Here is a 15,602-nt window from a genome sequence, read left to right as displayed (position 1 = left end):
ATAAAAAATCATGAAAAGCTTTAAAAGTAAATCATATATATTGCTTACAGCTGCATTACTGGCAGGCTCTTGTAAGAAATTCGACGATGTTAATACAGATCAATTTTCTGCCACCGGCGAACAGGTTCAAATAGAATATTTTATAAACAGCTCTATTATTGAAGCGCAAATGAACCCTGATGTTGCAGAACGTTCATTTGTACTCTACTGGAAAACCGCCGGGCATCAGCACAGCAATACCACATTTGCACTTGCTAACTATGATGATGGTTGGACCAGTGCTTATTACAACCAAGTTGCAGGATGGTTAAACAGCGCTAATACAGCAATAACTATAGCTGCTGATAAGAAAGCCGCAGGTTTGGAAAGGCCTTACGATAACAACCTGGTACAGGTAGCACGCATTTGGAGAGCTTACTTGATGAGCGAAATGTCGGATAATTTCGGGCCTATACCAGTTAACGGCTTTCAGGGTAAAAATCCTGATTTTTCGGACGTGAAAACAGTTTATGCATATATTTTAGCCGAATTAAAGGATGCAAATGCCAAACTTAACTTATCGGTAACTAACGTGGCCGGGCTTGAGCGACAAGACCCTGCTTACGGTTACAATTACACCAAATGGAAAAAGTTTGGTAACTCATTACGCATGCGCTTTGCCATGCGCCTCTCGGAAGTAGATGCAACAACTGCTAAAACCGAGTTTGAGGCAGCCGCAGCTTCGCTTAATGACATCATTACCAAAACTGATGAAACGTTTCAGGTTCAGGAACTTGACGGTTGGAGCCCTTTAACCGGGGTGATGAGCCGTCCTTGGAACACGCAACCTATATCGGCCACGCTTAATAATCTGTACTCTGGTTTGGGCAGTATCAAATCTCAGGACCAGCTTGGTGCCGAATTTCAATCTAAAATAAAATCAGCCGATTGGATGGGACAACGTTACGAAAACCATTTCACCACTTTAACCAACGATCCGTCGGCTGGCTACTGGTTTGATGGCTTGCCATTTACTATTGACCCCAGAGCTTATAAAACATTTATAATACCGGGAGACATTACCAATCCAAACTTTACCAATAGTGGTACGGCCGCAACAACAACCAAACGTAATTTAATAGATGATGCGGGTGGCGTTGTAAAGGAAATTGATGCTAAATACACCTGGAATGCCCGCACAGCTGGTAACTGGGGTACTAAAGGAGCGCGTAACCAGGTGCTTACTTATGAAGGTACTATGCCGCGTTTAAGTAATCAATTCAGAACCAGCCGTAGTAAACGTGTATTTTTTGCACCTTGGGAAACGTATTTCCTTCTGGCAGAAGCTGCGGAACGTGGCTGGACAACGCCAATGAATGGAAAAGCTGCTTATGAAGCCGGTGTGGCGTCAAGCTTCGAGTATTGGGGTTTAAATCAATATTTAGGTACATATTTGGCTTCGCAAGACTACAACCGTGTAGGTACATCGGTAAGCTGGGATCATATTACTGAACCTCCGGCTACTTATACAAAAAGATACCAGAATGGGTACACCGGTGCGGAAGGCGTTGTAACTTTAAGTTACCCTAAAAATGAACTCTATAAAAACGGTACAGTTAAAAATGATCGTTTAACTAAAATTATAACTCAAAAGTTTATTGCTCAAACTCCATGGCTACCGTTGGAAGCCTGGAACGATCAGCGGAGATTAGGGTTGCCATTTTTTGAAAACCCGGCTATTGAAACGCCTGCACAAACTTTACCGGCTTTAACCCCTGCAAACTACATGACCAGCAGTGTAAAGTTCTTTCCTCAGCGCTTAAGGTATCCATCAAGTTTGCAAAACTCCAACAAAAATGGATATAACCAAGCCGTTGGATTTTTAAACGGAGCCGATGGTACTTTGACGCCACTTTACTGGGCCAAAAAGCAATAATGTTATATCAGTCACCACATGCAATAAAAGCGGCGAATAGCCGCTTTTATTTTAGTACATGGATTTTTTTGAAGATTATAAAACTGTATGGCCAAAATTGAAATATGTGCTGGTTCTTTAGATTCTGCGCTGATTGCGCAGCAGGGCGGTGCTTACCGGGTGGAGCTCTGTGATAACCTTAAAGAAGGTGGAACCACGCCTTCTTACGCGCAGATAGCAATGGCCCGTAAACTGCTTGACATAAAACTGTATGTAATTATACGACCAAGGGGCGGCGACTTTTTATATTCGGACCTGGAGTTTGAAATAATGCGGCAAGACATTATGTGCTGCCGTGATATTGGATGCGACGGAGTGGTTTTCGGGCTTTTAACAAGTGATGGGCAAATCGACCAAGAACGATGCCTGCAATTAAAAGAAGCCGCTGGTGATATGGGTCTAACATTTCACCGGGCGTTTGATCGCTGTAAAAATCCATTAGCTGCATTAGAGGATATTATTGATTTGGGTTTTGAACGCATATTAACATCGGGACTTGAGGAGGACGCCTTAACAGGCGCTCCTTTAATTTCAAATTTAGTGAAGCAAGCTAATGGCCGTATAAGCATTATGCCCGGTGCAGGTGTTCGTGCCAGTAATTTGGCTGAGCTTATTCAACTTACCGGTGCTCAAGAATATCATACCACGGCAAAAGTAATAATGGAAGGTAAAATGCTGTTTAGGGATGTAAAAACAGGTAGCGAAAAAGATGAATTTTTTTATGAGCAAACCGACCTGAAAACAGTAAAAGCACTTGTTAGTATTGCCAGAAGTTTTAATTAATCAAGCCTTTATAAAATTAAAGCGACATCTGCATATAATTTATGAGAAGAAATTTAAGTGGGTTTTTACTATTAACCTTATCAATAGGGGCTTTGCAAACCAGCCAGGCTCAACAGAAAAAGTCAAAACAAAAACAAACAAGCCTTACGCAGTACGTTGATCCTTATATTGGCACCGGGCTTCATGGACATGTTTTTCTTGGTGCTAACGTACCATTCGGCGCAGTGCAATTAGGGCCAACTAACATTTCGCAGGGATGGGATTGGTGTTCTGGTTACCATATTTCCGATTCTACCATTGTGGGTTTTCAGCATACCCATTTAAGCGGAACCGGTATTGGAGATTTGGGAGATATATCTTTAATGCCAACCACCGGACCGATCAAAACCATGAAGGGAAGCATTAAAAACATGCAAAATGGTTATGTGTCTGCCTTTAGCCATCAGCAGGAAACGGTGCGTCCGGGGTATTATGCGGTGTTGCTCAAACGTTATAATATTGGCGTGCGTTTAACGGCAACTCAAAGGGTAGGATTTCATGAGTACACTTTTCCAAAGTCAAGCCAGTCAAATATAATTATTGATTTACAAGAGGGGATAGCTTGGGATGCACCTGTAAAGACATCTGTCCATCAAATTAATGATAGCACTATAGCTGGTTATCGTTTCTCCAAAGGCTGGGCAAATGATCAGCGTGTTTTCTTTACTGCTGTGTTTTCCAAACCCATTAAAACATTTGCCATATATGACAGCACAATGGTCAAAGCAAGCAAAACATATGAGGGGAAGAAAGTTAAAGGTGTCATAAGCTTCGGTACCCAAGCAGGCGAAAAGGTGCTGGTTAAAGTTGGTATATCGCCGGTGAGCGAAGCCAATGCTATGGCCAATATTAAATTGGAGCTACCAGGCTGGAATTTCAACAACACCGTTAGTGCAGCTGATGCCGCCTGGAACAAAGAGCTACAAAAAGTACAGCTCCAAACATCCAGTGAAACTAACAAACGAATTTTTTATACCGCTTTCTATCATACCATGATAGCGCCATCAATATTTAACGATAATAACGGCGACTATCGTGGTACTGATAAAAAAGTATATCTTTCACCAGGTTTTACTAACCTTACTACCTTTTCCTTATGGGATACCTACCGCGCTGCTAACCCGTTGTATACCATTTTGCAGCCTGAGCGGGTGAACGATATGGTTAATTCTATGCTGGCCATTTATAAACAGCAAGGGAAATTGCCTGTGTGGCATTTAATGGGCAACGAAACCAATACAATGGTGGGTTACAGCGCGGTTCCAATTGTAGCAGACGCATTTTTGAAAGGTTTCAGCGGCTTTGATAAAAAGTTAGCGTACGAGGCCGTAAAAGCATCTGCTATGCAAAATGCATCGGGTTTGAAGTTTGTTAAAGAACGTGGTTATATACCAGCAGATAGTTTAATAGAATCGGTAGCGATGGGGCTGGAGTATAGCCTTGCCGACTGGTCCATTGCACAAATGGCAAAAAAGTTAGGTAACGCGGCCGACTATCAATATTTCAGTAAGCGCGGAAAGAATTACCAGAACTATTTTGATAAGCAAACGCATTTTATGCGGGGACGACTTTCTGAAAGTACATGGCGTAGTCCATTTAGTCCTTTCGAGTCGAGGCACCGTAAGGATGATTACACAGAAGGCAACGGTTGGCAATATAGCTGGTTAGTACCACAAGATGTTGAAGGTTTGATAGCGTTACAGGGCGGTGAAAAATCTTTTATTAATAAACTGGATTCCTTGTTTACCGTTAAGGGCAGCTTAGGCGAAGAAGGCTCGCCCGACATTTCCGGCCTGATCGGTCAGTACGCTCATGGTAATGAGCCAAGTCACCACATTACTTATTTGTATGCTTACGCTGGTCAGCCATGGAAAACAGCCGAAAAGGTTAGATACATTTTAAAGAACTTCTATACCGATAAAACGGATGGCATTATTGGTAACGAAGATGTAGGACAGATGTCGGCATGGTACATTTTTTCATCATTAGGTTTATACCCTGTAAACCCGGCTAATGGCACCTATGTATTTGGCAGCCCTTTGTTTGATGAAGCCATCATAAAGCTGCCCGGTAACAAACAAATGCATTTTATAACCAAAAACAATGGCGATAAAAATATTTACATACAGCGTATAACACTAAACGGCAAAAACTATACTAAATCTTACATCTCACACGCCAATTTAATGCAAGGCGGCAAATTGATTTTTGAAATGGGGGACAAGCCAAATTTAAATTGGGGTAAACTACCGCAAAACCGACCGTACTCTGAGAAGCATTAAAGATTTTATATGACAAGGCTGTCGTTCAAGTGTTAAGATAAGTAGTCGTGTTACTTACTTTTTTGAAAGGGATAACTTTTTAGTTGTCCCTCTCGGCGTAAGGAGGAATAGGTCAAATTAACTAGTCATGCCTGCAAGTTGTTTAGCAATCAATTTAAACAACAGAACAACATCGTCGCCAGCTCCTTAACGCATAATTGTAATAACTTAATTTATTAAATAGAAATAATAAAGCCGGTTACCAAAGCATCGGAGAAAGAAATACGCTACTGTTACAAACCTTAAGTTTGCAAACTTGTATTAAGTAGCATCAACTAATAAATGAAGAAATGAGACTACTTTTCTTTTGTGCAATATTCTTTATAGCAAGCTCAACTTATACACAGGCCCAAACATCTGCCGATGTTGTTAAAACCCTGGAGCAAAATCATAGCTGGGCCAGGGCAAAAATTATTGAAAAGAGTGTTACGCTAAATGGTCCGGCAGAAATGTTTGCTAGAATTTTATCTGATAAGCGCTCTTTTGACATTTCAACATTCTCTTATCTAAGTTCTTACTTAGGTAAGTATTACGATAAAGTTTACGGAACCGAGATTCTGAATTCTGCAGAAAAAACTGCCGTAAATACAACAGCTGAACAAAAAGCAGCATGTGCTAAAGAAATTGCTGAGGTTGCGGGCAAGTTGCATATTACTTTGAACGCACGCAATACTAAGTTAACTGATAACAGCTACGAACTTAGCATGACCACCCTGACTACCATTGGCGAATTTTTAAATCCTGAAAGGGGCGTTGGTGTTGCGTTAGGATGGAGACCTAAAGCAAGTAAACTTTCTATAATTGTTAATACACTTAACAAAAGCGGACAGCCTGTAGTAAAGTGGAGCGCCGACTTAAGTAATTGTACTATTGATTTGCCTATTGTTGGCGATACTAATTACTCAAGCGTAATTTTAGACGGATTGAAGAAGGGTGGTAGAACAAAATAAGTGTGTAAACTTATTCTTCAACGCTTAGCTAAGCTATTTCGAGTGCCTAATCAATCATCAATATTCAAATATTTGGCTTTAAAGAGAAGTTCACAATAAAGCCTTTACATTACTTCAACGTTACACCAGTCAAATTTTGAAGGTAAGTCGATCACAACCTCGAGTGAACTTGCATGACTAACAACCGTGGATATTTCAAATTTAATTAAGCAAACAGAGTTTTATAGTCACCGTCAGCCTTACACGTTTCGCGCTCAAAAAGATTCTCGATAACCATATTTTTAATACCCAAAATAGCAGACTTTGAACCGAGGGTAGATAATACCACATTGGAGGTTTCTCTAATCTGCGTCATGCTGTAAGTATTGATGGATTGAATAATAGGTATAGTGATGTATTGCTTGGCTTCGGCCATTTTTCCACCCAATATTATCGTTTGTGGGTTAAAGAGCTGAATAAGTGTAGCAATTCCTTTGCCTAAGTTATGCCCAATGTCTGACAGTAACTTTATGGCAAATTCATCGCCTTTGTTAGCGGCTGTAATTATTAAACTTGGTTCAAGATTATCAAAACCGTTTTGGCAAAGTTCATTAAGCAGTGTATATTGGCCTGCTTCCATTCCTTCTTTGGCTAACCTTGTTAGCGCAATGCCTGATGCTACCGTTTCCAAACAGCCCCGTTTGCCGCAGTAGCATAAAGCTCCGTTTTCAACAAAAGGTATGTGGCCTATTTCGCCCGAAAACCCTTGGCTGCCTTTACGCATTTGTCCATCCATCACTATGCCTAAGCCAATGCCCCAATCCATTAGCACTACCAAAACATCATTTATTCCTTTAGCAAGGCCGTAATTTAATTCGGCAGTAGCCGCGCACTTTACGTCGTTTTGAATGCTTACCGGAAGGCTAAATTTTTCTTCGAGGTAAGTGTGAAGGCTTTGTCCGTTTGTGGTTGTAAGGTAGGTTTGATTGTTGCCCGTTTGCCAATTGATCAGGCCCGGCATAGCAAAGCCAACTCCAATAAGCTTTTTAGTGTCGATACCCGACTCGTTTATTTGCTTTTGTGCAATATCATACAATATGTCTAGCGCCTCCAAATTATCGCTTATAGCAACATCGTATTTTCGAACTGATATAATATTTCCATTATTGTCAGTAATAGCAACCTCGGTAGCAAAGCGCTCCATATTGAAGCACAGGATATAAAAACAGCTGTCCTTCAAACCGAAAAGATCGGGCTTGCGCCCACCAATTGACTCGCCTTTGCCTGAGCGCTCCAAAAAACAATCGGTGATCAACTCATTAATGAGTGTCTGGCAGGTTGGCAAACTGGTATTGAGCCCATTGGCAATATCGGCAACGGCTGTCGGGCCGCTTCTAAACAGGTGTTGCATCAGTTTTACCTTTTGCAAGTGCCTCTTACGTTCAACGTTACTCAGTTTTTTGGGTTGTATAGCTTCCAATTTTTCTGGATAGGTATTCTGCATTTATGGTTAGAATTTTCCCGAAATAAATGTAATCCCTTTAAACTTTTGTTAAAAAATTATGAAAGTTGATAATGTTTATTAAAATAAAATACAATTAACATATAGTTAATCAAAGATTTGAACCTTGCATCGCTTTAATAATCGATGCCTTCTGTTTGTATAGAATGATAAAATTATGAAAGCCGGCTCTGACAAATCCTCAACTTCATAATTTAATAATGAAAAAACTACTACACAGGTCTCTCTTAAAAAAACATGTAAAAGGGTGGTGTCTTTCTCTCTTAGTTTTAGTGACAGCACTTGGCCATGCATTGGCACAAAACACAGTGATAGTTTCAGGTACCGTACGTGATGAAAAAAGCAAAGAAGCTTTGCCCGGTGTTATCATTTCAGCATCGGCATCCAAAAAAGGTACTGCTACTGATGTAAACGGAAAGTTTACTTTACAGGTTCAACAGGGCGAGCAATTATCAATCCGCTCAGTAGGTTATCAAGAAACAACTGTTGTTGCCGGTAGTCAAACAGATTTTAATATTACCCTTGCGCCAACCCAAACCAACCTTAATGACGTAGTGGTTGTAGGTTACGGTACCCAAAGAAAAGTAGATTTAACCGGAGCAGTAAGCCAGGTAGCTGGATCGGAACTTAGCCGCCGGCCCGTAACGTCGGTTGGTTCGGCTCTGCAAGGCCAAATGCCTGGTGTTACCGTAAACGTGCAACGTGGTTTGCCGGGTAATAACGGGGGTACTATACGTATACGTGGCATAGGAACATTAGGCAATGCAAACCCGCTGTTAGTGATTGACGGTGTGCAAGCTGGCGACATTAACATACTTAACCCCGAAGATATTGAAAGCGTGTCGGTGTTAAAAGATGCAGCTTCTGCTTCTATATATGGTGTTAGGGGCTCAAATGGTGTAATTTTGATAACCACGAAAAAGGGAGCTAAAAATGCTGAGCCTACATTAAGCTATAACAATTACTTTGGCTTTCAAAAGCCTACAGCGCTTCCAAAATACCTAGGGTCGCCGCAATATATGGAATTGCTGAACGAAGCCCGTGTGAATGCAGGTCTAAACCCGACCTACACACCCGAGCAAATAGAGATCGCTCGCAACGGTTCCGATCCTAACTTTTTTGCTAATACTGATTGGATAAACGAAATTTTTAAGAACAACGCACCTCAGCAAAACCATAACTTAAATCTTTCGGGTGGATCAAATAAAACCAACTACTACCTGTCTTACGGGTATTTAAAAGAAGGTGGCTTTATCACCGGCGATGTATATGGTGCAAAACGTCATACCATCCGTACTAGAGTTACTTCAACCCTTTTCGATAGGTTAGACATTGATGCAAGTATCGGTTATATCGACCGCGCTTATTCTGAGTCAAATGAATCAACTGGTGCAGGTGCCGGGCCGCTATCTGTAGCGCAATATATATCGCCGCTGGTGCCTGTGCGTTTTACTAACGGTAGCTGGGGTTATGGCGGCGGATCGAGAAATCCTCTGGCAGTTGTTACCGATGGTGGTTATAATGATTTCAGTTCGCAGGAAATTACAGCTAATATTCAAACAGCTCTACACATCACCAAAGACTTCAGGCTGCGTGCGCAATACGGTTTAGTAAGAAGCAATTCGTTAAGGGAAATTTTCACTAAAACCATTGATTATGTAAGTCCGGTTACCGACCAGGTGATTTATCAAACTAACTTCCCTAACAGATTTTCAAACGCCGATTATACCCGGACATATCAAATGGTTAACGCCAGGGCAGAGTATGAGAAAACATTTGTTAAAAAGCACTATGTAAAGGCTTTTGTTGGTGTTCAGCGCGAAGAAGATATTAATAAAAACTTTGATGCTTACCGTACTTATTTCCCAACCCAGGATGTGGCAAACCTTTCATTGGGCAGTGCTGATAATCAGTTTAATAATGGATCGGCCGATCAGGATGCATTACAATCGGTATTTGGGCGGGTGAATTATTCCTTCAATCAGCGTTACCTGTTCGAAGGTAACTTTAGGTTCGATGCTTCATCAAAATTCATCAAAGAATTGAGGTGGGATAACTTCCTTTCTGCATCTGCCGGATGGGTATTTTCCGAAGAATCGTTTTTTGCACCGTTAAGAAAAATAATTGATATAGGTAAGATCAGGGTATCTTATGGTAGCCAGGGCAATGATAATATTTCAAGTTCGTCCTATATGAAAACTTACTCTGCAGTAGCAACCATGCCTATAGGCAATACCATTACATCAGGCTTTCGCGAATCTCGTATAGCCAATCCGTTGCTTAGGTGGGAGGCTGGAACCAAGCAAGATATAGGTATTGATTTAAGTATGTTGAACGGTCGTTTAGGAGTTACTGCTGATTATTATATCAACAATACAAATGGTATTTTGCTACCAGTGCCACTTCCAGGTGTTTTAGGTGGAGCGTTCCCACAACAAAATGCGGGAAAAGTGCAGAATAAAGGCTGGGAACTCTCTTTAACCTATCGTGATAAAATTGACGATTTTACTTACAATTTATCAGCTAACTTGTCAGATGTTAAAAATAAGGTTGTAAGTCTTGGTGGAACTATCCCAACCTTTGGCGATCAGGTTAGAATACTCAACCAACCAATCGACTCTTTTTATGGCTACGTTGCCGACAGGTTAGCGCAGGAATCGGATTTTACTGTTAATCCTAACAATCCAATTGCAACCCGCTACACGCCTAACTTTCCCTTTGACTCAAGTTTCCCAATGCGTCCGGGCGATGTAATCTATAAGGATTTAAACGGCGATGGTAAAATTACAGCCGATGGCGACAGGCAAGTCATAGGTAATCCTATACCACGTTACACATATGCTTTTACCGGTAATTTTGGCTACAAAAGCTTTGATCTTACCATTTTCTTACAGGGTGTGGGTAAGGCTAGCGGCTACGTTAACGGTGCTGCACGACATGCCTTTATTAATGATGCATCGAGCCCGCAGGAATTTCATTTAGACCGTTGGACACCAACTAACACCGGTGCCAGCTATCCACGTTTGGCATATGGGTTTTCTTACAATCAGCGTCTATCAACCAAATGGCTCGAAGATGCTTCGTACTTCCGTGTTAAAAATATACAACTGGGTTACACGCTGCCAAAATCGTTTACCGAAAAAATTAGGGTTAGCCGCTTAAGGGTTTATGCCTCGGCTGATAACCTATTTACTGCAACCAACTTTTTTTACGGCTATGATCCTGAAACCCCAGTTACAGCCGGCGGATTTTACCCGGTGCCTAAAACCATCGTTTTCGGCTTAAACCTTAGCTTTAAATAAGAACTGACAATAAGATAATCTGAATATTAAGATGAAAAGAATTACTTATTTATGTATGCTGGCTCTTTTAAGTACAGCATCATGCCAAAAAAACTTCCTGGAACGGGTTCCACTCGATGAAGTATCAAGCGAAACATTCTGGACTACGCGTGAGCAGCTTCAACTTGGCTTAAATGGATTATACGCCAACGTTAAAGCAGCCAATACCGTGGCCATGGATCAGCTTGGTGATAACAGTATTAACTCAACCACAACCGATAACTACCGTATATTAAGTAGTGGTAACTACAACGTTGAATTAGGTACGTTAGACTCGGAGTGGAATTCGCAATACTCAGGTATACGCCAGTGTAACGTATTTTTAGAAAACTATCAAAAAGCAACTACCGTTTCTGAAGCGGTTAAAAACCAAATGGCTGGCGAAGCTAAGACCATTAGGGCTTATATGTATTTCCATTTGGTGAGCTTTTTTGGCGACGTGCCACTTGTTACCAAGTCTTTGAATATTGATGAACTTTATGGTCCTCGTAACCCAAGAAAAGAGGTTATAGATTTTATGTTGCAGGATCTGCAAGAAGCAGCTGATATGATGCAGCCTGCTATTCAAACTGGTACGGCTTTAGGCCGTTTAAGCAAAGGCGCTGCTTTGGCTTTAAGGGCAAGAGTTGCATTATACGATGGCCGCTGGGCCGAAGCTGAAAAATCAGCCAAGGCTGTAATGGATCTTGGGGTGTATTCGCTTTACTCAACAGGTAAACCTAACGAAGATTATTACAACCTGTTTACCTATGCCGGTAAATTGTCGGCCGGTGCCAATAAGGAAACCATTATGGCCCGCACGCACCTAATTGATGTGAGCATGCATAACATTAGCCGCGAAACACAGGTGCCCGATCAAAGCTCACGTTACAACCCAACTAAATCATTGGTTGATGCTTACCTGTGTACCGATGGTTTGCCTATTGACAAATCACCGCTTTATAGTGAGGCTTCTTATGCCAGTCTTTGGCAAAACCGCGATCCACGTATGCGCATGACTATTTTGGCACCAGGTGCTGCGTGGGGTGGCCGTAGAGACGGAAGTGTTTCACAACCTAATACAGGTATTTTTACAGCGCCAAAGTTTGTGTTAGATAGGCAAGGCTGTGTAACCATTACCGGTTACTACTTTACCAAATATGTGCAGGTAAGCGCTGTTGGCTTAGTATCGCGCGATGAAAACGATATTCACATCCTGCGCTTGGCCGAGGTGCTCCTAACTTACGCTGAAGCTAAACTTGAGCAAGGAACCTTAACTCAGGCCGATATTGATCTTACTATCAACAAACTGCGCGATAGGGTGGGCATGAAACGTATGGTACTTACCGAACTTGCCGCCAATGGGCTTGATGTACGTACCGAGATACGCCGTGAGCGCCGCGTTGAGCTTGCCCGCGAAGGTCAGCGCTGGTTTGATATGATGCGTTGGAAGCAGGGCGCATTGTTGGCTCAGGATGTTAAAGGCGTTAAAAAGTCGCTTGCCCCTGTTGCGCAGGTAAGCAACATTACTGCCGATGCCAATGGCTACATCGTCGTGCAAACAGGTCGTCAGTTTGTCGATCCTAAGCATTACCGCTGGCCGGTGCCGCTTATTCAGTTGCAGCGTAACCCTGAACTTGGTCAAAATCCTGGTTGGTAAATTGTTAAAGCAAATGAAAGATTTAAGGTTTTTATTAATCATCTGGAGCATGCTGTTTTTGGCAGCATGCTCTAAAAAGATCACCGGTTTGGCGCAAAGTGCGCAAATAAAGGTGATGTCGTATAATATTCATCATTGTAATCCTCCATCTAAACCGGATTTTATTGATTTGGATGCAATTGTTAATGCAATTGCCAAAGAAAACCCCGACGTGGTAGCCCTGCAGGAAGTTGACGTAAACACTAAACGCAACGGCAAAGTTGACCAGGCAAAACAACTGGCGGCTAAGCTAAAGATGAACGTATTTTTTGCCAAAGCAATTGATCATGATGAAGGCGACTATGGCGTTGCAATACTATCAAAGTTTAAGATGCAGGACAGTAAAATTATACGCCTTACCACCAAACCAGAAACTAAGAGCGAACCCCGCGTACTAGCAACAACCATACTGGTTTTACCTAACGGCAAACGCGTAAAATTTGGCTGCACCCACCTTGATGCCCAGCGCGATGAAACCAACCGCTTGCTGCAAACCAGGGAAATAGCTGAAATTGGTAAAAGTGATAATATGCCATTTATTATTGCCGGCGACTGGAATGCAAAACCAGGCAGCGACCCTGTAAAAATTATGGACGAAGCTTTTACCCGTACCTGCAGTAATTGTGAATTTACCATACCGGTTATTAACCCGCGCAGCACTATTGATTTTATAGCATACGGCAAAGGCAATTCGTTTGAAGTAATCTCTCATCAGGTAATCCCTGAAAGGTATGCATCAGACCATTTGCCTATAGTATCGGTACTAAAACTTAAAGGTAATTGATGAAAGTAAAACGTTTAATTATCCAAATTACATTTTTGCTGTTTGCCGTTTGTGCAAACGCACTTAAGGCCCAACCAACGTTGGGCCATAGTGGCTTTAATCCGCAGGCGTCGTTAAATTTAATTGAGCGCATGCTGCCAGGATACTCGTCACATTTTGTGGTTGAGCACATTGCGCCACATAACAGCAAAGATGTGTTTGAGATTGAAAGCCGTGGAAGCAAAATAGTATTGCGTGGAAATACGCCGGTTGCCGTGGCCAGCGCATTTAACTACTATCTTAAAAATGTGGCTAACTGCCAAATCACCTGGAATGGTTCAAACACCAAGCTAAGCTTGCCGCTACCTGTCGTCAAATCTAAAATCATAAAAAACACGCCCTACAACCATCGCTATTACCTTAATTACTGTACTTTCAATTATACCATGAGCTGGTGGGATTGGAAACGTTGGGAATGGGAGATTGACTGGATGGCCATGAACGGTATTAATATACCGCTGGCGGTAACAGGGCAAAACATCATCCATAAAAGGGTTTATAATAACCTCGGTTTTAGTGATAAGGAGCTTGCAAGCTTTTTTAGTGGCCCTGCTTATTTTAGCTGGTTTTGGATGGGTAACCTTGATGGCTGGGGCGGTCCGTTGCCATTAGACTGGATGAAGCGTCATGAGGAGTTACAGAAGAAAATACTTGCTCGTGAGCGGTCATTAGGTATGACCCCTATACTGCCTGCCTTTACCGGGCATGTGCCGCCGTCGTTTAAAAACAAGTTCCCAAATGCCAAACTTAATGTAACAAGCTGGAATGGCAAGTTTCCTGATGTGTACCTGCTTTCGCCCGATGACCCCATGTTTGCACAAATTGGCCGGGCATTTATTCAGGAGCAAACCAAAGCTTATGGTACCAATCATTATTATTCGGCCGATACCTTTAACGAGAATCGCCCGCCTTCAAATGATTCCTTGTACTTAAACAATATCAGCAAAAAGGTATACGAGTCCATGGCCGGAGCCGACCCTAAAGCCGTATGGGTAATGCAGGGCTGGCTGTTCCATTTTTCGGCCAAGTTTTGGCAAACCAAACAAATAAAGGCGCTACTGAACGCTGTGCCTAATGATAAAATGATGGTGCTTGATTTGTGGAGCGAACGGCACCCGCTTTGGCAGCAAACCCAAAGCTATTATGGCAAACCCTGGTTATGGAACATGTTAAGCAATTTTGGCGGTAACATATCCTTACAGGGCGTAATGGACGTGGTTGCCACTGAGCCTGCTAGAGCTTTAACAAACCCCAAAGCTGGTAACATGATTGGTATTGGCCTAACCCCGGAGGGCATAGAACAAAACCCGGTAATGTATGAGCTCATGACCGATAACACCTGGCGCAATGAGCCCATCAACGTAGATGAATGGCTTACCGGTTATGTTAAGCGGCGTTACGGCAAAGTAACCGATAGTGCGCTCAAAGCCTGGCAAATTTTACGGCGTACCGTTTATAATGATACCTTAACCAATGGTGGTCCGGAATCAATTGTTTGTGCACGGCCCACACTTAAGCGCAATACCAGAGGTGTAACTACGCGTTTCCCTTATAGCAATACGGAGCTATTAAAGGCGTGGAAGCTGTTGCAGGGAGAGGCTGAATTGCTGAAAGGCTATGACGGGTATGAATATGATATGGTCGACCTGACGCGCCAGCTTATGGCTAATTACGCAAGCTACTTACAGCAGAAAGCCGTGGCCGATTATAACGCCAAAAACATGCCTGCCTTTAAAAGAAGTAGCCGTGTCTTTATTGAACTTATTGAGGATATGGACGCCTTACTGCTTACCCGAAAAGATTTTTTATTGGGTAAATGGCTTAATGATGCCAAAAGATGGGGTACTACAGCAGACGAGAGACAGCTTTACGAAAAAAACGCCCGTAACCTTATAACGCTTTGGGGCGATAAAAACAGCACCCTGCGCGAGTACGCCTGCAAACAGTGGGCAGGGTTACTTAAAGGCTATTACAAGCCGCGTTGGGAAAACTACTTTGCTCACCTTGAGAAATTACTGGCCGAAAACAAAGAGCTTAATCAGGATGCCTTTGACGAAAGTATAAAAAACTGGGAATGGAAGTGGGTGAATAGCAACGAAACCTACACTGAAAAGGCCAGCGGAAATGCTCTCCAGGTATCTCAAAGTATGTTTAATAAATATTATAACAGCATGGCACATGATTTTGCCACACAAAAACTTCCTAACTAATT

The 15,602-nt window shown here is 42.2% G+C and carries 9 protein-coding genes; 8 read left to right on the top strand and 1 reads right to left on the bottom strand.

What is annotated here, in order from left to right:
* The first annotated feature begins 10 nt into the window (after nt 1-10).
* From GO816_RS11875 to GO816_RS11860, 4 genes are all read left to right on the top strand, one after another.
* Nucleotides 11-1,915, top strand: coding sequence for a SusD/RagB family nutrient-binding outer membrane lipoprotein (locus GO816_RS11875; RefSeq protein ID WP_157542148.1), 1,905 nt, complete (start codon nt 11-13; stop codon nt 1,913-1,915).
* Between the two features lie 87 nt (nt 1,916-2,002).
* Entirely contained in the window at nt 2,003-2,737 is a 735-nt protein-coding gene (locus GO816_RS11870) for a copper homeostasis protein CutC (protein ID WP_157542147.1), read from the top strand.
* A gap of 41 nt (nt 2,738-2,778) precedes the next feature.
* Complete coding sequence (locus GO816_RS11865; RefSeq protein ID WP_157542146.1) at nt 2,779-5,058, top strand: GH92 family glycosyl hydrolase; 2,280 nt, start codon at nt 2,779-2,781, stop codon at nt 5,056-5,058.
* A gap of 329 nt (nt 5,059-5,387) precedes the next feature.
* The gene (locus tag GO816_RS11860) at nt 5,388-6,047 is read left to right on the top strand and encodes a hypothetical protein (RefSeq protein ID WP_157542145.1); all 660 of its coding nucleotides are present in this window, start codon (nt 5,388-5,390) and stop codon (nt 6,045-6,047) included.
* A gap of 205 nt (nt 6,048-6,252) precedes the next feature.
* Here the strand turns inward: GO816_RS11860 and GO816_RS11855 are convergent, their stop codons facing one another.
* Complete coding sequence (locus GO816_RS11855) at nt 6,253-7,530, bottom strand: ROK family protein (RefSeq protein WP_157542144.1); 1,278 nt, start codon at nt 7,528-7,530, stop codon at nt 6,253-6,255.
* A 218-nt stretch (nt 7,531-7,748) separates the two neighbouring features.
* On the opposite strand from GO816_RS11855, the gene GO816_RS11850 reads away from it, so the two are divergent.
* The 4 genes from GO816_RS11850 to GO816_RS11835 are packed head-to-tail and all read left to right on the top strand — an operon-like array spanning nt 7,749 to nt 15,600.
* Nucleotides 7,749-10,850: a SusC/RagA family TonB-linked outer membrane protein gene (locus tag GO816_RS11850; protein ID WP_157542143.1), complete on the top strand. Its 3,102-nt coding sequence runs from the start codon at nt 7,749-7,751 to the stop codon at nt 10,848-10,850.
* Nucleotides 10,851-10,881: 31 nt separating this feature from the next.
* Nucleotides 10,882-12,528: a RagB/SusD family nutrient uptake outer membrane protein gene (locus tag GO816_RS11845; protein WP_157542142.1), complete on the top strand. Its 1,647-nt coding sequence runs from the start codon at nt 10,882-10,884 to the stop codon at nt 12,526-12,528.
* Between the two features lie 13 nt (nt 12,529-12,541).
* The gene (locus GO816_RS11840; RefSeq protein ID WP_198171505.1) at nt 12,542-13,351 is read left to right on the top strand and encodes an endonuclease/exonuclease/phosphatase family protein; all 810 of its coding nucleotides are present in this window, start codon (nt 12,542-12,544) and stop codon (nt 13,349-13,351) included.
* Complete coding sequence (locus GO816_RS11835; RefSeq protein WP_157542140.1) at nt 13,351-15,600, top strand: alpha-N-acetylglucosaminidase; 2,250 nt, start codon at nt 13,351-13,353, stop codon at nt 15,598-15,600. Before GO816_RS11840 ends, GO816_RS11835 begins: the two co-directional genes overlap by 1 nt.
* The last annotated feature ends 2 nt before the right edge of the window (nt 15,601-15,602 follow it).

It is taken from the genome of Mucilaginibacter aquatilis, assembly GCF_009755275.1.
Classification (GTDB): Bacteria; Bacteroidota; Bacteroidia; order Sphingobacteriales; family Sphingobacteriaceae; genus Mucilaginibacter; species Mucilaginibacter aquatilis.
This window is presented reverse-complemented; position numbering and strand designations above follow the sequence as displayed.